Genomic DNA, 17,359 nt, shown 5'->3' with positions numbered 1-17,359 from the left:
CGCACGCCAGTGACCTGCCTCACGACCGGGCACGTCCGGGAAGATCCCCTCACCGCCCGAGCGTTCTTCCCACCATGACCACGACGCTCGACACCGCCGCCGTACCCCTGACGATCGACGACGCGACCGCGGACCTCCTGTTCCGCGAGGCGCGCACCGTCAAGCGCTTCACCGACGAGGAGGTCACGGACGAGCACATCGCCGCGGCCTACGACCTCATGCGCTGGGGCCCGACCAGCATGAACATCTCCCCGCTCCGCTACCTCGTCGTCCGCGGCACCGAGGCGAAGGACCGCCTCTGCGCCTACACGATGGAGGGCAACCACGCGGGGATCCACGCGGCGCCGCTGACGCTCGTCCTCGCCGCGGACCTCGACTTCCACGTCCACATGGACCGCCTCGCGCCGCACGCCCCCGGCATCGGTGACCACTTCGCGTCCCAGCCCGCGCTCGCCGACAGCATGGGCCGTATGAACGCGACCCTCCAGGCCGGGTACTTCATCACGGCGCTGCGTGCCGCAGGACTCCAGGTCGGTCCCATGGGCATCTCGGACGCCGAGGGCCTCGACGCCGACCTCTTCGCGGGCACCGCGTGGAAGTCGCTCTTCATCGTCAACGTCGGCCACGCGGTCGCCGACGTCGAGGGCGCGACGCACCCCCGTGCCGCCCGTCTCGAGTCGCACGAGGTCTCGCGCGTCCTGTGACGTTCCCGCACGCACGAGCGCCCGGCACCCCGTGGGGTGCCGGGCGCTCGTCGTCCGAGGCTCAGGCTCCCGTCGCGACCTCGCGCTCAGGGTCGTTCGACCACTGCGACCACGAGCCCGGGTAGAGCGTCGCGGTGACGCCGACGCTCGCGAGGGCCGCGACCTGGTGCGCGGCCGTCACGCCCGAGCCGCAGTAGACGACGACGGGAAGGTTGGGCCGCGGATCGCCCGGCTGCCACGCGCCGACGTCGACGCCGAGGCCCTCGAAGCGTGCCCGCAGTGCCGCGTCGTCGAGGAAGCGCCCGTCGGGACCAAGGTTCTCCGCCGTCGGGGCGCTCACCGCCCCCGGCACGTGGCCCGCCCGAGGGTCGACCGGCTCGAGCTCGCCCCGGAACCGCTCACCCGCGCGCGCGTCGAGGACGACGCCCGCGCTGCGGTCGGCCGCGAGCGCCGCCGTCCCGTCCGCGTCCGTCACGGGCATCTGCCCGCCGCGCAGGACGATCGCGCCGGGGTCGGGGATGCGGTCCCCCGTCTCGAGGGCGCCGCCCGACGCCGTCCACGCTGCGAGCCCCCCGTCGAGGAGGCGCACATCCTCGACGCCGGCCCACCGCAGCAGCCACCAGGCTCGCGCCGCACTCATGCCGCCCGCGTCGTCGTACACGACGACGGTGACGCCCTCCGAGACGCCCCAGCGGCGCGCGGACGCCTCGAGGTCGTCGAGGGCCGGCAGCGGATGCCGACCCTCGGCAGCCGACGGCGGTGACGCGAGCTCGGTGTCGAGATCGACGTACACGGCGCCTGGCACGTGCCCCGCGACGTACTGCTCGTGCCCGTCGGTGCGGCCGAGCGCCCATCGGACGTCGAGCAGCACGACCGGCCGCGCGGAGTCGAGCAGGCCGCGCAGGGCCGCAGGACCGACAAGAACCTCGTCACGTACCGACATCTGGACCTCCGTCAGGAACCGGCCGCCCCCTCGCGGAGCGGAAGCTGCATCGTGTAGGCGTCGACGTCCTCGGGCTGGTAGTAGCGCTTGCGCAGCCCGATCGTCGTGAAACCTCGCGACGTGTACATGGCAATCGCACGCTCGTTGTCGACGGCGACCTCGAGCAGGAGTGAGATCGCGTCGATCTCCCGGGCGCGCTCGATGAGCGCGTCGAGCATGGCACCGCCGAGGCCGTGGCCCGCGACGCGCGGGTCGACGCCGATCGTCATGAGGTGGCAGCTGTCGCCGTCGAACCACAGCCCCGCGTAGCCGACGAGCGGTGCGGGCACTCCCTCGCCGTCCGGCTGGGCTGCGATGTACCAGCGGCCGCGGCCGCGGAGCTCCTCGGTGAGCATGCCCATCGTCCAGGCGCTCGCACCGAAGAGCTCGACCTCGAGCGCGGCGACGCGCGTGATGTCCGCCCAGGCGAGCGGACGCAGATGGTAGCCGCCCGCGATGGGGCTGTCCTCGGCGACAGCGGGGCGGGCACGTCGCGGGGTGACCTCGAGCGTTTCCTCGGGGACCGTACCGGCCGCGCCGTGCTCCGCGTACGCCGCCTCGACGACCTCGCGGCGCGCGCCGAGGTCGATCGTCATCTCGAGGTCTTCGGGGGGCGTGACGTCGCTCATCCGGTCGCCCGCTTGCTCGCGCCCGGCACCTGCGCGTCAGGTCGGCGTAGGTAGAGAGGGGCAGGATCGAGGTCGTCGCCGCGTGCGGCGGCGGCCGACGCGAGGCGCGCGAGCACCGCGGGGTCGGGCTGCGTCACGGCGTCCGCGTGGACGGCGGCGCTGCTCGGCGCGAGCACGTCGCCGTAGAGGGAGGCCCCCGGGCCGACGACGACCGCGCCCGTGGTCGTGCCGTCCTCCGCGAGCGCCGCGGGCAGGGCGACGCCCGGCCCGGCCGTGCGGACGAGCGTCGCCGCGTCGGCGCCGACGGAGTACCGGCCCCAGTAGACCTCGCGCCGCTTCGCGTCCGTGACGACGAGCACGGACGTGCCGGGCTCGAGGCCGAGCGTCGACGCGGCCTGCAGCGCGAGCGCGTCCAGGGAGCACACGCCGTGCACGGGGGCATCGATCGCGAGCGCGAACGTCTGCGCGGACACGAGCCCGACGCGCAGGCCCGTGAAGGGTGCGGGACCCGTGCCGACGACGACCTTCGCGACGTCCTGCGGGTCGGCGCCTGCCTCCGCGAGGACCTCCGCGAGCAGCGGGGCGAGCCGCTCCGCCTGGAGGCGGGCGGCGTCAGACGATCGCTCGGCGAGGACGGTGCCGTCGGTACGCGTGAGCGCGACCGCGACGGCGACCGACGTGTCGATGCTGAGGACGAGCTGCGCGGGCATGGTGCTCAGCCTACGTGGGGACGCGGGAGGACGACGCCGGACCACCGTTCCCCGACCGCTCGGACCCTCACGTGCCGGACACCTGCCGACGCGTCGTCGTTCTCGTCGAAGTCGCCGCGCGGGCGAGCGAGCGTCACCTCGAGGCGGTCGTCGGCGAGCCCCTCGACGAGCCCCTCGCCCCACTCGACGATCGTCACGGAGTCCTCGAGCGACGTGTCGAGGTCGAGCGCGTCGACGTCGTCGAGCGACCCGAGCCGGTACGCGTCGACGTGGACGAGCGCGGGCCCGTCGTGCAGCGGCGGGTGGACGCGCGCGATGACGAACGTCGGGGACGCGACCTGGCCGCGGACGTCGAGGCCTGCGCCGATGCCCTGCGTGAGCGTCGTCTTGCCGGCACCGAGGTCGCCCGTGAGGACGACGAGGTCACCCGCGCGCAGGAGGCCCGCGAGCGCGGTCCCCCACGCGCGCGTCGCGGCGGCGTCGGGCAGGTCGAAGGTCGTCGTGGTCGTCGCGGTCACGCGGGGTTCTCCTCGGCGTGGAGGTGGACGCGCGGCACGCGCGCGCCCAGGCGGGTGGTGATCTCGTAGCTGATGGTGCCGCACGCGTCGGCCCAGTCCTGGGCCGTCGGGGCGCCCGTGGCTCCGTCGCCGAAGAGGACGACGGTGTCGCCCGCCCGCTCGGTCGCGTCGGGCCCGAGGTCGACCATGAACTGGTCCATGCAGACGCGCCCCGTGACGTGGAGCATGCGCGCGGAGGGTCCGTTCCCGACGAGGATCGGCGCGCCGGGGACGTCCTGCGAGCCCGACGCGTGGCGCGGGATGCCGTCGCCGTAGCCGAGCGGGACGTCGCCGAGCACGGTGTCGCGCGGCGTCCGGAAGGCGTGACCGTAGGAGACGCCCTGCCCCGCGGGAACCGCCTTGACGGTCGCGAGCCGCGCCTCGAGGGTCATCGCGGGCCGCAGCCCGAAGGCGTCGGGGCCGCCGAGCTGCGGCACGGGCGAGAGACCGTAGACAGCGAGGCCTGGTCGCACGAGCTCGTGGTGGACGTGCTGCGTCGTGAGGGTCGCGGCGGAGTTCGCAAGGTGCCGCACCTCGAGGTGCGCGCCCGCACGCTCGGCGACCTCGACGGCGCGGTCGAAGACGTCGGCCTGCCCACGAACCGTCGGGTGGTCGGGCTCGTCCGCGAACGCGAGGTGCGACCACACGCCGACGAGCTCGAGCAGCCCGTCGCCCTGGAGCGCGACGAGCCGCGCGACGACCTCGGGGAGCTGGTCGGGCATGACGCCCGAGCGGCCGAGCCCCGTGTCGACCTTGAGGTGAACGCGGGCAGGCCGCCCGGCCGCGCGGGCCGCGGCCGCGACCTCCTCGACGCCCCAGGGCGCGTGCACGGACACGTCGACGTCAGCCGACACAAGCTCTGCGAGCGGCGCGCCGGGCGCGTAGAGCCACGTGAACGTTCGTGCCGTGATGCCGGCCGCGCGCAGCGCGAGCGCCTCGGCGGGCTGGGCGACGCCGAGCCACGTCGCACCCGCCGCGAGCGCTGCGCGTGCGACGGGGAGAAGTCCGTGACCGTAGGCGTCGGCCTTGACGACAGCCATGACGGCTGCTCCCGGGGCGGCGTCGCGGAGCACTCGGACGTTGCCGCGGACCGCGTCGAGGTCGACGACGGCCCGCGCGGGGTACCAGGGCTCGTTCACCCAGTCATTCTCCCACTACGCGGGGAGGGCGAGCAGCCGGGCGACGGTCCGGGGCAGCTGCGCGAGCACGGCTGACGCGCTCACGGGCCCGCCCGGGTTGGCGTCGTGCGCTGCGCGCCCGTGGACGAGCGCGGCGAGCGCCGCGAGCCGTGCGACGAGCGCAGGGTCCCGCACCGCGTCCGCCGCGCGCCCCGCAAGCAGCGTGCCGAGCAGCCCCGCGAGGACGTCTCCGGCACCCGCGGTCGCGAGCCACGCGGGGGCGTCGGCTTGCGCGAGCACGCCGCCGCGTCCGACGACGACGGTCGTCGCACCCTTGAGGAGGATCGTCGCTCCGGTGAGCCGGGCGGCCTCCGCGGCATGCTCGGCCGGCGCGGCCTCGACCGCGGACCGGGAGACGGGTCGACCGCGGGACGTGAGGAGCCGCGCGAGCTCGCCCGCGTGCGGGGTGAGGACGACCCACGGCGCGCAACGCGTCGGCAGGAGCGCGAGCGCTCCCGCGTCGACGACGACAGGGACGACGCCGCCGTCAGTGGCACCGGCTCCCGAGCCCCACACGCCGGTCGCGGCGAAGTGGGCCTCGGAGCCCGCCCCCGCGCGCCCGAGCGCCGCGCGCACGAGCCGCTCGGCGTCCTCGTCGTCGGGTTCGAGCCCCGGCCCGACCACCCACGCCTGGGCGCGTCCGTCGCCCGGCACGACCTCGGGGTGCGCGGCGAGCACGAGGTCCTCCGCGCGACGCGGGCCGACGTACCTCACCATGCCGGCGCCCGACGCGACGGCAGCGCCCGCGCACAGCACGCCCGCGCCCGGGTACGTGCGAGATCCGGCGACGATCGCGACGACGCCCCGCGCGTACTTGTCGTCGGTCGCGTGCGGGACGGGCCACAGCGCTCGGACGTCCGCGTCCTCGAGACGCCTGACGACCTGCTCTCCGGGGTCGGGCACGTCAACGCCGAGATCAAGGACCTCGACGACGGGCGCGAGCCGCGCAGCGGGAGGAAGGAGGAGCCCTGCGACGGGACCGCCGCACGCGAGGACGAGGTCCGCGGCGAGCACGGGGCCGGGGACGACGCCGTCGTCGACCCCGATGCCGCTCGGCACGTCGACCGCGACGACGAAGGTGTCCGAGCCGTCCCGACCGCGGTTGATCTCCCGCACGACGCGCGCGGCCGAGCCCCGGAGCGCGCCCCGTGCTCCGATGCCGCACAGCGCGTCAACGACGACGTGCGCTGCGAGCGACTCGCGCGCGACCGCGACCTGCGCGGCCCGAGGCACGTCCGGCAGCGCGGACGGACGGTCCTTGCCCGGGGAGGCGACGAGCCGCACCCCGGCAGCACGTGCCGCGGCGACCCCGCCCGCGTGCGCTCGCTCGGCGAGGAGCGCGGCCGTGACCCGCGCGCCGCGCCGCGCGAGGAGCGCGGCCGCGTGCAGCCCGTCGCCGCCGTTGTTGCCGGCGCCGACGAGGACGACGACGCGCGCACCCGCGACCGCACCGGCACGGGCCCGGAGGACGTCCGCGACCCGGAGCGCCACCTGATGGGCCGCACGTTCCATGAGAGGCGTGCCTGCAGCGAGCAGCGGTCCCTCGGCTGCACGGATCCTGTCGCTCGTCACTGCCTCGATCATGCGTCCATCCTCACCCACGACGACCCGGCGCGCGCGGGCGGTCCGACCCGGGGCGCGCGGCTACGGTGTGACCATGGACTTCGGACTCTTCATCCCCCAGGGCTGGCGCCAGGACCTCACGGGTATCGCGCCAGCCGACCACTGGTCGGTCATGTCGGGCCTCGCCCGGCGTGCCGACGAGGGCGACCTCTTCTCCTCGATCTGGGTGTATGACCACGTGCACACCGTTCCTGAGCCGGTCGAGGAGGCGACGCACGAGGCCTGGTCGCTCATGGCGGCGTTCGCCGCCTCGACGTCGCGCGTGCGCCTCGGCCAGATGTGCACGTGCATGGGCTACCGCAACCCCGCCTACCTCGCGAAGGTCGCGGCGACGATCGACGTCGTCTCGGGCGGCCGCGTCGACATGGGGATCGGCGCGGGCTGGTACGAGCACGAATGGCGCGCGTACGGCTACGGCTTCCCGCGCGCGGGCGAGCGTCTCACGATGCTCGACGAGGGCGTCGAGATCATGAAGCAGATGTGGGAGACGGGCTCGGCGACGTTCGCGGGCGAGCACTACACGGTCGACGGCGCGATGTGCTACCCGCAGCCCCTCGCGGGCCGCCTGCCGACGTGGGTCGCGGGCGGCGGCGAGAAGCGCACGCTGCGCACCGCGGCGAAGTATGCGGACTACACGAACTTCGCGGGCGACCCTGAGGTTTTCGCGCACAAGAGCACCGTGCTCGAGGGCCACTGCCGTGACCTCGGCCGCGACTACGCCGAGATCACGCGCTCGGCGAACTTCAACGTCGTCCTCGGCGAGACCGACGCCGAGGTCGAGGAGACGATCACGCGCTACGAGGAGCACCTGCGCCGCACGGTCTCTCCCGAGGCCGCGGCCCAGGAGATCGCCAACCTCCGGGACACGCCGGGCGTCGGGACGCCCGAGCAGGTCGTCGAGAAGCTCGGCACGATGGGCGCGCTCGGGATGGGCTACGCGATCTTCTACGTGCCGCTCGTCTCCTACGAGACGCGTTCGCTCGACCTCCTCGAGCAGCAGGTCCTGCCGGCGCTGCGCTGAGCGCTCCCTGACGACGACGGCCGCGCTCCCCGACCGGGGTGCGCGGCCGTCGCGCGTCACGACGTCATTCGACGGTGACGGACTTCGCGAGGTTGCGCGGCTGGTCGACGTCGAGGCCCTTCGCGGTCGCGAGCTCGCACGCGAAGATCTGCAGCGGCACGACCGCGAGCAGCGGCGAGAGGAGCGTCGGTGACGCCGGGATGCGGAACACCTCGTCGGCGAACGGCACGACGTCGTCGTCGCCGTCCTCCGCGACGACGAGCGTGCGGGCGCCGCGCGCCCGCACCTCCTGGATGTTCGAGACGACCTTCGAGTGGAGCGAGTCCCGGCCCTTCGGCGAGGGGACGACGACGATGACGGCCTGCCCCTCGTCGATGAGCGCGATCGGGCCGTGCTTGAGCTCGCCCGCGGCGAAGCCCTCAGCGTGGATGTACGCGAGCTCCTTGAGCTTGAGCGCACCTTCCATCGCTACGGGGTAGCCGACGTGGCGGCCGAGGAAGAGCACGCTCTTCTCGTCCGCCATCGACCGTGCGACGTCACGCACCTTCTGTGCGCGGTCGAGGATGATCTGGATCTTCGCGGGCATCTCGCGCAGCTCGGCGAGCGTCTGCCGGATCTCGTCGGGGAACTTGTTGCCCCGCAGCTGCGCGAGGTAGAGGCCGAGGACGTAGGCGGCGGTGATCTGCGAGAGGAACGCCTTCGTCGACGCGACGGCGATCTCGGGTCCCGCATGCGTGTAGAGCACGGCGTCGGACTCGCGCGGGATGGTCGAGCCGTGCGTGTTGACGATCGCGACGACCTTCGCGCCCTGCTCGCGGGCGTGCCGCACGGCCATGAGCGTGTCCATCGTCTCGCCCGACTGGGAGACGGCGACGACGAGCGTGCGCGGGGTGACGATCGGGTCGCGGTAGCGGAACTCGTGAGCGAGCTCGACCTCGACGGGGATGCGGCACCAGTGCTCGATCGCGTACTTGGCGACGTGGCCCGCGTAGGCGGCGGTGCCGCACGCCACGACGATGATCTTGTCGACGGAGCGCAGGAGCGCCTCGTCGATGCGCAGGTCGTCGAGCTGGAGCCGTCCCCGCTCGTCGAGGCGGCCGAGGAGCGTGTCCGCGACGGCCTTGGGCTGGTCGTGGATCTCCTTGTCCATGAAGGAGCCGAAGCCGCCCTTCTCGGCTGCGGACGCGTCCCAGTCGACGGTGTAGCGGCGCCCCTCGGCAGGGTTACCGTCGAAGTCGGTGACGGTGACGGCGTCGGGCGTGATGGTGACGACCTGGTCCTGGCCGAGCTCGAGCGCCTCGCGCGTGAAGGCGATGAACGCGGCGACGTCGGAGCCGAGGAAGTTCTCGCCCTCGCCGAGCCCGACGACGAGCGGGGAGTCGTGACGCGCACCGACGACGACGTCAGGGTGGTCGGCGTGCACTGCGAGGAGGGTGAACGTACCTTCGAGGCGACGTGCGACACCCCGCAGCGCGGCCGTGAGGTCCCCCGACGCCGCATACTCGCGTGCGAGGAGGTGGGCCGCGACCTCGGTGTCGGTCTCGGACGCGAACTCGACGCCCTCAGCGAGGAGCTCGGCCTTGAGCGGCACGAAGTTCTCGACGATCCCGTTGTGGATGAGCGCGAGGCGGCCGCCGTCGGCGACGTGCGGATGCGCGTTGACGTCGGTCGGCGCGCCGTGCGTCGCCCACCGGGTGTGACCGATGCCCGCGGTCGCTGCGGGGAGCGGGTGCTGCTCAAGCGCGGCGCGCAGGTTCGCGAGCTTGCCGGCACGCTTGGCGGTCGCGACCTTGGGTGTGTCCGGGACCGCGAGCGCGACGCCCGCGGAGTCGTACCCGCGGTACTCGAGACGGCCGAGGCCTTCAAGGAGCACCTCGAGGGTCCGGCCGGAAGGCTGCTGGGACGTGACGTGTCCGACGATTCCGCACATGGGTCAAGATTTTAGGGGCTGCGCTCCCATGCTGCGCGTGCGTTTCGCGTCACAGCCGTCCGGGGTGGACAATCGCACGGTGACTCCGACCCCTCCGGTACCACGGTCCCCCTACGTGGAGATGGACCGCACCGCCTGGAGCCGGCTGGCCGCATCGACGCCGCTGCCGCTCACCGCTGCCGACCTCGACGGCCTGCGCGGCCTCGGCGACCCCATCGGGCTTCCCGAGGTCGAGGCGATCTACCACCCGATCTCGCGCCTGCTCAACCTCTACGTCACGGCGACGCGCGGCCTGCACGCCGCGACGTCGACGTTCCTCCACGAGGACGCACCACCGACGCCGTACGTCATCGGCGTCGCGGGCTCGGTCGCGGTCGGCAAGTCCACGACGTCCCGCGTCCTGCGCCACCTTCTGGCACGCTGGCCCGAGACGCCCAACGTCCAGCTTGTGACGACCGACGGGTTCCTCCTGCCGAACGCCGAGCTCGAGCGTCGCGGACTCATGGAGCGCAAGGGCTTCCCCGAGTCGTTCGACCGGCGCGCTCTCGTGCGGTTCCTCACGAAGGTCAAGGCGGGCCACGCGGAGGTCCGCGCTCCCGTCTACTCGCACCTCACCTACGACATCGTCCCGGACGAGCACGTCGTCGTGCGCCGCCCCGACGTCCTCATCGTCGAGGGGCTCAACGTCCTCCAGCCGGCGCGGCCCTCGGTCGACAGCGCGTCGAGCCTCGCGGTGAGCGACTTCTTCGACTTCTCGATCTACGTCGACGGACGTACCGCCGACGTCAAGCAGTGGTACATCGACCGGTTCCTCTCGCTGCGGGAGACAGCGTTCGCGCGGCCCGAGTCGTACTTCCGTCGTTACGCCGAGCTCACGGACGACGAGGCGATCTCGAAGGCGGAGTCGATCTGGGACACGATCAACGCGCCCAACCTCGTCGAGAACATTCTGCCAACGCGCTCGCGCGCGACGCTCGTGCTCACGAAGGGACCGAACCACTCGATCCAACGGGTGCGGCTGCGGAAGTTGTGACGGGCTCACGCGCACCGGCACGTCCCGCACGCCGGCGTGCGACCCTCGCCATGACACGGTCGATGGCGAAGCCCGTGAGGACACCGCCAACGACACCGACGCCCATCGCGAGGAGCGTCGAGTGCCCGAGCCACGTCGCCGCGGCGAGCCCGATGACCACCGAGTAGACCGCCCACATGATCGCGGCGACGGTCGTCACCGCGACGAAGCGCTCTCGGCGATACCCGACCGCTCCCGCCGTCATGTTGACCGCGACGCGGCCGATCGGCACGTAGCGCGCACCGAGGATGAATGACGCCCCGCGGTGCGCGATGGCCCGCTCGGCACGCTCGACAGCTCTGCGGCCGCGCTGGGTGCGGAGCCAGGGGATGCGGTCGGTGCTGATCCAGCGGCCCAGCGAGAACGCGATCTGGTCGCCGCACCATGCCCCCGCCATCGCGACGACGAGCACGAGCCAGATGTTCGGCATCCCGGTCGTGTGCGCGGTGACGGCCAACGTGATGACGATCGACTCGCTCGGCACCGGCGGGAAGAACCCGTCGATCGTGCACAGCGCGAACAGAGCGACGAAGACCCACCACGACGATGTGAGAGCGAGGATCCATGCCTCGACGTCGGCGGCGATCTGCGTGACGAGCTCGATCATGAGGTCCTGTCGTCCGGCGGGATGGTGCTCTCCACGCTAGGCGCGGCGAGCGGGGCGCGGCACGGGGAGACGTCCTCGCCGTCCGGGTGCCACGACTATCGTCGGCGACACTGCCACGCCACACATCATCCCACGGGAGGAATCGCGCTTCGTCGCTCGTCGGACGCGACCTCGAGCGGGAAACCGAGCTCGCGGGCGGCCCTGGCAGGGACGGCCTCGTCGCCCCACAGCGACGCGTACGTCGCCGTCGCGCAGAGCGAGCGCGTCTCGGCGCGGTCGACGTAGAGGGTGCCGAGGAGGTGGTCGGTCTCGTGCTGGATGATCCGCGCGGGCCAGCCGCGGACCACCTCGTCGACTGTCGCGCCGGTCGCGTCGAGACCGCGCACGCGGACGCTCCGGTGCCGGGCCACGGCCGCCTGATAGCCCTCGACGCTCAGGCAGCCCTCGTAAAACGTCACACGCTCGTCGTCGACGGGCTCGTAGACCGGGTTGACGAGGACGCGCAGCGGCAGGGTCGCACGCTCGCGGGCGTCCGCGGCGGCCTCGTACCCGGCGGGCAGGCCGGGATCCTCGAGCACAGCGATCGCGAGGCCCACACCGATCTGCGGGGCTGCGAGACCCACACCCGGCGCGGCCCGCATCGTCGCGACCATCGCGGCGAGGAGGTCGTCGAGCACGTCACCGAGCTGCCCGGTGTAGGGCGCGGCTTCGTGACGCAGGACGGGGTGCCCCGCCTGGACGATGGGCAGGACGCCGTCGGGGTGGGTGTCGAGGAGCGTACGCACCGCGTCACGGACGGCGGGGACGACGGTGCCGGGGAAGGAGGTCACAGCGAGAGCCTGTCACGCACGACGTCGGCGAGGCGCGCGGCGACACCGTCGGCCTGCAGCTGCGTCGCTGCCTCGACCATGACGCGCACGAGCGGCTCCGTGCCCGAGGGGCGGAGGACCACGCGCCCCGTGCCGCCGAGGAGCTTCTCCGCGTCCTGCACCGCAGCGAGAAGCCCCTCGTCCGTTCCCGCCCGGGCCTTGTCGACGCCGGGTACGTTGACGAGCGCCTGCGGCAGCCGCGGGATCGCAGCGGCGAGCTCGTCGAGCGAGCGGCCGGTCGACATGACACGGTGTGCGAGCGTGAGCGCCGTGAGCACCCCGTCGCCCGTCGAGGCGTGGTCGGCGAGGATGATGTGCCCCGACTGCTCGCCGCCGAGCGAGTAGCCGCCCTCGCGCATCGCCTCGAGGACGTAGCGGTCGCCAACACCCGTCTGCACCGTGGCGATACCCGCGTCGCGCATGGCGAGGATGAGCCCGAGGTTGCTCATGATCGTCACGACGAGCGTGTCCTGCGCGAGACGCCCCTCGTCCTTGAGCGCGAGCGCGAGGACGCCCATGATCGCGTCGCCGTCGACGAGGTTGCCTCGGCGGTCGACCGCGAGGCAACGGTCCGCGTCGCCGTCGAACGCGACGCCGAAGTCGGCGCCTGACGCGACGACGACGGCCTGGAGCTGCTCCGGGTGCGTCGAGCCGCAGAGCTCGTTGATGTTGCGACCGTCCGGGCTCGCGTTGATAACGACGACGTCGGCCCCTGCTGCCCGCAGCGCTGCGGGGCCGACCTCGCTCGCTGCGCCGTTGGCGCAGTCGACCGCGATGCGCAGGCCCTCGAGCGGGGTGTTGTCGCCGTCGGCGCCGATCGCGGAGATGAGGTGCTCGACGTAGGACTCGAGCGCCGTGCCACGGTCCGTGGTGATGTGGCCCACGCCCGCGCCTGTCGGCCGCTCCCACTCTTCGTGGAGCCTGGCCTCGATCGCGTCCTCGACGTGGTCGGCGAGCTTGAGGCCCCCGCGTGCGAAGAACTTGATGCCGTTGTCCGGCATGGCGTTGTGGGACGCGGAGATGACGACACCGAGGTCGACGTTCGCGGTCGCGGTGAGGTGCGCGACCCCAGGCGTCGGCAGGACGCCGAGATTGACGACGTCGACGCCCGCGCTCGCGAGGCCCGCGCACAGCGCGGCGGAGAGGAACTCGCCCGAGATCCGCGGGTCACGTCCGATGACGGCACGGGGTCGCGGTCCCTTGAAACCGCCCGACGTGCCGAGGACGTGCGCTGCGGCCGCCCCGAGGTCGAGCGCGAGCTCTGCGGTGATGTCCCGGTTGGCGAGCCCTCGCACGCCGTCGGTCCCGAACAGCCGACCCATGGGTCGCTCCTTGCCCCGCGGGCCCTTGGAGGACCGCGTCTGTCGCTGGTGGCCCGGTCGTCCGGGTTCTGACGACGCCATCGTGCGCGGTATCCCTCCGCGCTCCATCCCGTCCTGCTCCTCGTGGGACGACATGGCCGGGCGCCGCCCACCAGCGTACCGCCCGAGGTCACGCTCCCATGCGGCGCTCCACGCTGCTGGGCCCTGGTCGCTGGCCCAGGAACGCCCGAAGGGCCCGACGGAAACCGTCGGACCCTTCGAACGATGCAGCGCGGGGCTGGCTCAGCGCTTGGAGTACTGAGGAGCCTTGCGGGCCTTCTTGAGACCGGCCTTCTTGCGCTCGACGGCGCGGGCGTCACGCGTGAGCAGCCCGGCCTTCTTGAGCGCGGGACGGTTGGCCTCACGGTCGATCTCGTTGAGCGCACGGGCGATGCCGAGGCGCAGCGCGCCGGCCTGGCCCGAGGTGCCGCCACCCGCGATGCGGGCGATGACGTCGAAACGGCCCTCGACGTCAACGGTCGCGAACGGCGAGTTCACGAGCTGCTGGTGCACCTTGTTGGGGAAGTAGTCCTCCAGGGTGCGCCCGTTGATCTTCCACTGACCCGTGCCGGGGACGAGGCGCACGCGCGCGATCGCCTGCTTGCGGCGACCGAGGGCCTGACCAGGAGCAGTGATGCTCTGGCCACGACCCTGCTGCGCAGCGGGGGTCTCGGAGGTGTAGCTGCTGGGCACGTCCTCGCCCAGGGTGTCGTTGTCGACGGTGGTGTCGGCCACTGTAGGTGTCCTCGCGTCCTTGGATGCGTCCGATCAGCAGGCGGGAGCCTACTGAGCGACCTGGGTGATCTCGTACGGCTTGGGCTGCTGCGCGGTGTGCGGGTGCTCGGCACCCGCGTAGACCTTGAGCTTGCCGAGCTGCTGACGGCCGAGCGTCGTCTTGGGGAGCATGCCGCGAACGGCCTTCTCCACGGCGCGCTCGGGGTTCTTCTCGAGCAGCTCGGAGTAAGAGGTGGCCGAGAGGCCACCCGGGAACCCGGAGTGACGGTAGGCCAGCTTCTGCTCCCGCTTGTTGCCCGTCAGGGCAACCTTCTCGGCGTTGATGATGACGACGAAGTCGCCGCCATCGACGTGCGGGGCGAAGGTGGGCTTGTGCTTGCCACGCAGCAGGGTTGCCACCTGGCTGGCGAGACGGCCCAGGACGACGTCGGTCGCGTCGATGACGTACCAGTCGCGCTGGACGTCGCCGGGCTTCGGGGTGTACGTACGCACGGTCGTAGCCTTCGTTTCGGTTGCTGTGTCTTCTCCGGCACATCAGAACGTGCCGGCGAGGTCGGTTGAAGGCTTCTCTCACGACCTGGCGAGTGGGAGGCACCGGTCACGGCTGGAAGCACAACGACTTGCAAGGATACCTGCCGCCACGTCGCGGGGTCAAAGCGTGAGGGTAGACACGTGCGTCACACCCGCGCACGAGCGGAGGCGCACGCCCCTGGAGGCACACAGCACGGCCTCAACGGCCCCCGACATCCTCACGAGCGCCCCATGCCGTGGGCCGCTCCCCCACGCACGTCGGGCACCGCTCCTCCGCCGTCCCGGCGGCGCAGTCCTCGCACACGAGCCGCTCCGTGCGGCACCCGGCGTCCGCGCAGTTCTCGAACCGCGCCGTCGACGCCCCGCACCGCTCGCACGTCCCGAGCGAACGGGCGCCCGCCGCCTCGACGTGCCCGCGGCCGTCGAACACGTAGAGCGACCCGTCCCACAACCCCGAGGCGCCCCGCGCCTCGACGTAGCGGACGATGCCGCCGTCCATCTGGTAGACCTCGGCGAACCCCCGGTCCTTGAGCAGCACCGAGAGCACCTCGCAGCGCACGCCGCCCGTGCAGTACGTGACGACCGCACGGTCCTTGAGGTGGTCCCAGCGTCCGGCCTCGATCTCGCCGAGGAAGTCGCGGCTCGTCGTGACGTCGGGCACGAAGGCCCCACGGAAGCGCCCGATCCTCGCCTCGTACGCGTTGCGACCGTCAAGCATGACGACGTCCCCGCCCCTCTCGGCGACGAGCGCGTCGAGCCCGTCGGCGTCGAGGCGCGTCCCGCCGCCCTCGATCCCGTCGGGCCCCAGCCGCACCGCGTCGGGCGCCCCGAACGCCACGAGCTCGGGCCTCACCTTGACGCTGAGCCGCGGGAAGTCCTCGCCAGTGCCTGCCGCCCACTTGACGTCGAGCCGCTCGAACCCCGGGTACTGCCGCGTCCCCTTGACGTACTGCTTGAGGTCCTCGACGCGCCCGCCGAGCGTCGCGTTGATGCCGTGCGGCGCGACGATGACACGTCCCGTGAGGTTCCAGCGGCCGGCGAGCTCACGCTGCCAGAGTCTCACCGCCGCCGGGTCGGCAACAGGGGCGAACGCATAGAAGAGGACGGTGCGGAAGGTGGCCACACGACCAGACTAGGCCGTGCGCGTGACGTTCAGCGTGCGCGCTCGACCCGCCCGGAATCCCACACCGGCACGTCGGACTCGAGCACGACCCCGTCGGCCCCGAAGATGAGGAACCTGTCGAAGCCGCGGGCGAACCAGCGGTCGTGCGTCACCGCGAGCACCGTGCCGTCGAACGCCGCAAGACCACGCTCGAGGGCCTCGGCCGAGTGGAGGTCGAGGTTGTCGGTCGGCTCGTCGAGGAGGAGGAGCGTCGCGCCGCCGAGCTCGAGCAGGAGGATCTGCAGGCGGGCCTGCTGCCCGCCCGAGAGCGTCTCGTAACGTTGCTCGGCCTGCTCGACGAGCTCGTACCGGTCGAGCGCCTTCGACGCCTGCTCACGCCCCATGCCCGCACGATGCCCCTCACCGCGGTGGAGGATGTCGAGAAGCGTCGTACCGACGAGCTCCGGGTGCGGGTCGTTCTGCGCGAAGAACCCGGGCCGCACGCGCGAGCCGAGCGTCGCGCGTCCCGTGTGCTCGACGCGGGCGACGCGCCCCGGCTCGACGGGCGCCTGGTCAGGCCCGGGGTTCGTGCCACCGCCCGCGAGCAGCCGCATGAAGTGCGACTTGCCCGAGCCGTTCGACCCGAGCACCGCGACGCGCTCGCCGTACCAGACCTCGGTCGAGAACGGCCGCATGAGCCCCGCCAGCTCGAGGTCCTCGCACACGACCGCCCGCTTGGCGGTACGCCCTCCGACGAGCCGCACCCGCACGTCCTGCTCGCGTGCGACGAGCTGCGGCGGCCCCGCCTCCTCGAACTTCCGCAGGCGCGTCTGAGCCGCCTGGTAACGGCTCGCGAGCCCGTCGTTGAACGCCGAGCGCGTCTTGAGCGTCATGACGAGGGTGCGGAGCTTCGCATGCTCCTCCTCCCACCGCCGCCGCAGCTCCTCGAGCCGCGCCGTCCGGTCCTTGCGCGCCTCGAGGTACGTGTCGAAGCCCCCGCCGTGCACCCACACGTCGCCGCCGAGCGACGTCTGCTCGATCGTTGCGACCGCCGTCGCGGTCCGCGCGAGAAGCTCACGGTCGTGCGTGACGTAGAGGATCGTCTTGGGGGACGCGACGATCTGCTCCTCGAGCCAGAGCTTCGTCGGGACGTCGAGGTAGTTGTCCGGCTCGTCGAGCAGCAGGACCTCGTCGGGACCCCGCAGCAGCGCCGTGAGGACGAGCCTCTTCTGCTCGCCTCCCGACAGCGTCCGCAGCTCGCGGTGCTGCGCCCTCTCGAACGGGATCGAGAGGACCTCGTCCGTCACCTCGTCCCACGTGGCCTCGGCCTCGTAGCCGCCGACGTCCGCCCAGTCCGCGATCGCCTGGGCGTAGCGCATCTGCGTCGGCTCGTCGTCGCGCTCCATCATGAGCGTCTCGGCCGCGTCGAGCTCCCTCGACGCGGCCCGGATCGCGTCGTGCGCAAGCTCCGCGAGGACGTCACGCACAGTGCGCGCGTCGTCGACCCGCCCGATCATCTGGTCCATGACCCCGAGCCCGCCCGAGCGCGACACCTTGCCCGCGTGCGGTGCGAGGTCGCCGGTGACGAGGCGCAGAAGCGTCGTCTTGCCCGCGCCATTCGGCCCGACGAGCGCGACCTTCGCGCCGTCCCCCACCCGGAACGAGACGTCGGCGAGCAGCTCGCGGCCGTCGGGAAGCGTGTAGGAGACCCCGGAGACGTCGACATGACCCATGGCGTCCATCCTCCC

The 17,359-nt window shown here is 72.6% G+C and carries 17 protein-coding genes; 3 read left to right on the top strand and 14 right to left on the bottom strand.

Annotated elements, in window-relative coordinates; genetic code table 11:
* Window positions 1–74: 74 nt before the first annotated feature.
* A complete protein-coding gene (locus IGS67_RS04980) occupies window positions 75–704 on the top strand; it encodes a malonic semialdehyde reductase (protein WP_192278456.1) in 630 nt (209 codons plus the stop codon).
* Window positions 705–765: 61 nt separating this feature from the next.
* Here IGS67_RS04980 and IGS67_RS04975 read toward each other — a convergent pair whose 3' ends face one another.
* Genes IGS67_RS04975 through IGS67_RS04950 form a run of 6 tightly spaced genes read right to left on the bottom strand, consistent with a single transcriptional unit; the run spans window position 766 to window position 6,344 of the window.
* Window positions 766–1,647: a sulfurtransferase gene (locus IGS67_RS04975; RefSeq protein ID WP_192278454.1), complete on the bottom strand. Its 882-nt coding sequence runs from the start codon at window positions 1,645–1,647 to the stop codon at window positions 766–768.
* 11 nt (window positions 1,648–1,658) lie between these two features.
* Window positions 1,659–2,315 carry a ribosomal protein S18-alanine N-acetyltransferase gene (gene rimI / locus IGS67_RS04970; RefSeq protein ID WP_235977738.1) on the bottom strand — a complete coding sequence of 219 codons (657 nt, stop codon included), beginning with the start codon at window positions 2,313–2,315 and terminating at the stop codon, window positions 1,659–1,661.
* Window positions 2,312–3,025 carry a tRNA (adenosine(37)-N6)-threonylcarbamoyltransferase complex dimerization subunit type 1 TsaB gene (gene tsaB / locus IGS67_RS04965; RefSeq protein ID WP_192278452.1) on the bottom strand — a complete coding sequence of 238 codons (714 nt, stop codon included), beginning with the start codon at window positions 3,023–3,025 and terminating at the stop codon, window positions 2,312–2,314. Before tsaB ends, rimI begins: the two co-directional genes overlap by 4 nt.
* 5 nt (window positions 3,026–3,030) lie before the next feature.
* Complete coding sequence (gene tsaE / locus IGS67_RS04960) at window positions 3,031–3,543, bottom strand: tRNA (adenosine(37)-N6)-threonylcarbamoyltransferase complex ATPase subunit type 1 TsaE (RefSeq protein ID WP_192278450.1); 513 nt, start codon at window positions 3,541–3,543, stop codon at window positions 3,031–3,033.
* Window positions 3,540–4,721: an alanine racemase gene (gene alr / locus IGS67_RS04955; protein WP_192278448.1), complete on the bottom strand. Its 1,182-nt coding sequence runs from the start codon at window positions 4,719–4,721 to the stop codon at window positions 3,540–3,542. Before alr ends, tsaE begins: the two co-directional genes overlap by 4 nt.
* 15 nt (window positions 4,722–4,736) lie before the next feature.
* Window positions 4,737–6,344, bottom strand: coding sequence for an NAD(P)H-hydrate epimerase (locus IGS67_RS04950; RefSeq protein ID WP_192278446.1), 1,608 nt, complete (start codon window positions 6,342–6,344; stop codon window positions 4,737–4,739).
* 73 nt (window positions 6,345–6,417) lie between these two features.
* Here IGS67_RS04950 and IGS67_RS04945 point away from each other — a divergent pair, with 73 nt between their 5' ends.
* Window positions 6,418–7,404, top strand: coding sequence for an LLM class F420-dependent oxidoreductase (locus IGS67_RS04945; protein ID WP_192278444.1), 987 nt, complete (start codon window positions 6,418–6,420; stop codon window positions 7,402–7,404).
* A 64-nt stretch (window positions 7,405–7,468) separates the two neighbouring features.
* Here IGS67_RS04945 and glmS read toward each other — a convergent pair whose 3' ends face one another.
* Window positions 7,469–9,334: a glutamine--fructose-6-phosphate transaminase (isomerizing) gene (glmS, locus tag IGS67_RS04940; protein ID WP_192278442.1), complete on the bottom strand. Its 1,866-nt coding sequence runs from the start codon at window positions 9,332–9,334 to the stop codon at window positions 7,469–7,471.
* A gap of 121 nt (window positions 9,335–9,455) precedes the next feature.
* Between glmS and coaA the strand changes: the two genes are divergently transcribed.
* On the top strand, window positions 9,456–10,367 hold the full coding sequence (coaA, locus tag IGS67_RS04935) for a type I pantothenate kinase (RefSeq protein ID WP_235977737.1): 912 nt from the start codon (window positions 9,456–9,458) through the stop codon (window positions 10,365–10,367).
* Here coaA and IGS67_RS04930 read toward each other — a convergent pair.
* The 7 genes from IGS67_RS04930 to IGS67_RS04900 form a co-directional block, all read right to left on the bottom strand.
* Window positions 10,315–11,013, bottom strand: a complete 699-nt coding sequence (locus IGS67_RS04930) for a DedA family protein (RefSeq protein ID WP_192278438.1) — start codon at window positions 11,011–11,013, stop codon at window positions 10,315–10,317. The genes coaA and IGS67_RS04930 overlap by 53 nt on opposite strands.
* A gap of 125 nt (window positions 11,014–11,138) precedes the next feature.
* Entirely contained in the window at window positions 11,139–11,843 is a 705-nt protein-coding gene (locus IGS67_RS04925) for a peptide deformylase (protein WP_192278436.1), read from the bottom strand.
* On the bottom strand, window positions 11,840–13,204 hold the full coding sequence (glmM, locus tag IGS67_RS04920; protein WP_192278434.1) for a phosphoglucosamine mutase: 1,365 nt from the start codon (window positions 13,202–13,204) through the stop codon (window positions 11,840–11,842). Before glmM ends, IGS67_RS04925 begins: the two co-directional genes overlap by 4 nt.
* Before the next feature lie 282 nt (window positions 13,205–13,486).
* Window positions 13,487–13,978 (bottom strand): 30S ribosomal protein S9, encoded by a 492-nt coding sequence (rpsI, locus tag IGS67_RS04915; RefSeq protein WP_192278432.1) that lies wholly within the window; start codon window positions 13,976–13,978, stop codon window positions 13,487–13,489.
* Between the two features lie 48 nt (window positions 13,979–14,026).
* Window positions 14,027–14,470 (bottom strand): 50S ribosomal protein L13, encoded by a 444-nt coding sequence (gene rplM / locus IGS67_RS04910; RefSeq protein ID WP_192278429.1) that lies wholly within the window; start codon window positions 14,468–14,470, stop codon window positions 14,027–14,029.
* A gap of 238 nt (window positions 14,471–14,708) precedes the next feature.
* Complete coding sequence (trhO, locus tag IGS67_RS04905; RefSeq protein WP_192278427.1) at window positions 14,709–15,632, bottom strand: oxygen-dependent tRNA uridine(34) hydroxylase TrhO; 924 nt, start codon at window positions 15,630–15,632, stop codon at window positions 14,709–14,711.
* Window positions 15,633–15,661: 29 nt separating this feature from the next.
* Window positions 15,662–17,344, bottom strand: a complete 1,683-nt coding sequence (locus tag IGS67_RS04900) for an ABC-F family ATP-binding cassette domain-containing protein (protein WP_192278425.1) — start codon at window positions 17,342–17,344, stop codon at window positions 15,662–15,664.
* Window positions 17,345–17,359: the final 15 nt, after the last annotated feature.

It is taken from the genome of Flavimobilis rhizosphaerae (assembly GCF_014852685.1).
In the GTDB taxonomy this organism is placed as follows: domain Bacteria; phylum Actinomycetota; class Actinomycetes; order Actinomycetales; family Cellulomonadaceae; genus Flavimobilis; species Flavimobilis rhizosphaerae.
Note: the sequence above shows the minus strand (reverse complement) of the source record. Positions and strands in the feature narration are given on the sequence as shown.

Excerpts from the sequence above, each read along its gene's own strand:
- IGS67_RS04975 (WP_192278454.1), bottom strand. The coding sequence starts at position 1,647 with ATGTCGGTACGTGACGAGGTTCTTGTCGGTCCTGCGGCCCTGCGCGGC.
- IGS67_RS04950 (WP_192278446.1), bottom strand. The coding sequence starts at position 6,344 with ATGATCGAGGCAGTGACGAGCGACAGGATCCGTGCAGCCGAGGGACCG.
- IGS67_RS04980 (WP_192278456.1), top strand. The coding sequence starts at position 75 with ATGACCACGACGCTCGACACCGCCGCCGTACCCCTGACGATCGACGAC.
- glmS (WP_192278442.1), bottom strand. The coding sequence starts at position 9,334 with ATGTGCGGAATCGTCGGACACGTCACGTCCCAGCAGCCTTCCGGCCGG.
- IGS67_RS04945 (WP_192278444.1), top strand. The coding sequence starts at position 6,418 with ATGGACTTCGGACTCTTCATCCCCCAGGGCTGGCGCCAGGACCTCACG.
- IGS67_RS04900 (WP_192278425.1), bottom strand. The coding sequence starts at position 17,344 with ATGGGTCATGTCGACGTCTCCGGGGTCTCCTACACGCTTCCCGACGGC.
- IGS67_RS04930 (WP_192278438.1), bottom strand. The coding sequence starts at position 11,013 with ATGATCGAGCTCGTCACGCAGATCGCCGCCGACGTCGAGGCATGGATC.
- glmM (WP_192278434.1), bottom strand. The coding sequence starts at position 13,204 with ATGGGTCGGCTGTTCGGGACCGACGGCGTGCGAGGGCTCGCCAACCGG.
- rimI (WP_235977738.1), bottom strand. The coding sequence starts at position 2,315 with ATGAGCGACGTCACGCCCCCCGAAGACCTCGAGATGACGATCGACCTC.
- coaA (WP_235977737.1), top strand. The coding sequence starts at position 9,456 with ATGGACCGCACCGCCTGGAGCCGGCTGGCCGCATCGACGCCGCTGCCG.
- tsaB (WP_192278452.1), bottom strand. The coding sequence starts at position 3,025 with ATGCCCGCGCAGCTCGTCCTCAGCATCGACACGTCGGTCGCCGTCGCG.